The organism is Deltaproteobacteria bacterium, assembly GCA_011773515.1.
Lineage (GTDB): Bacteria > Desulfobacterota > Deferrimicrobia > J040 > J040 > WVXK01.
Genome location: WVXK01000007.1, coordinates 24,795 through 25,373 on the forward strand (window position 1 = coordinate 24,795; position 579 = coordinate 25,373).

1 protein-coding gene is annotated in these 579 nt (G+C 55.8%); it reads left to right on the top strand.

Going from position 1 to position 579, the window contains the following annotated elements:
* Positions 1-61: 61 nt before the first annotated feature.
* Positions 62-579 (top strand): transporter (locus GTN70_01045; GenBank protein ID NIO15583.1); only part of this gene is annotated, 518 nt, incomplete at its 3' end.

Here is a 579-nt window from a genome sequence, read left to right on the forward strand (position 1 = left end):
TAAAAATCGAATTGCCGGGATGGTCATCTAACCCATAAATCGGGAACGGGAGCGTGCCTACATGGTCGATTATTTCAGCAGCGTCCTTCACGAAAGCCCCACGATGGTCTACTTCATCATACTCGGCCTCGGATACCTTCTCGGAAAGGTGCGGATAGGAACCTTCGATCTCGGGCCGGTTGCCGGCGTGCTCTTTTTAGGCTTGATCTTCGGTCACTTTGGGTATGGGGGCGAGATACCCCTTCAGAGCGTCGGTTTCCTCCTTTTCATCTATTCAGTCGGATTTCAGTCGGGCCCGAAGTTTTTCACCGTGATCAGGCAGGACGGGCTGAAGTACTTTACCCTGGCCCTCGTCATTGCGGGGACCGGTTTTGGTGTGGCCATGGGTCTTTCGAAAGTAATGGCGATGAAGCCCGGGGCATCTGCGGGGATACTCGCCGGAGGGCTCACCAGCACCCCGACACTTGCAGCCGCACAGGAGGCCATCCGCACGGGCATGATTGCCCCTCCCGCCGGTTTTTCGGCTGATGATGTTGTCACGAACATTACCACCGGCTACGCCATAACCTACATATTCGG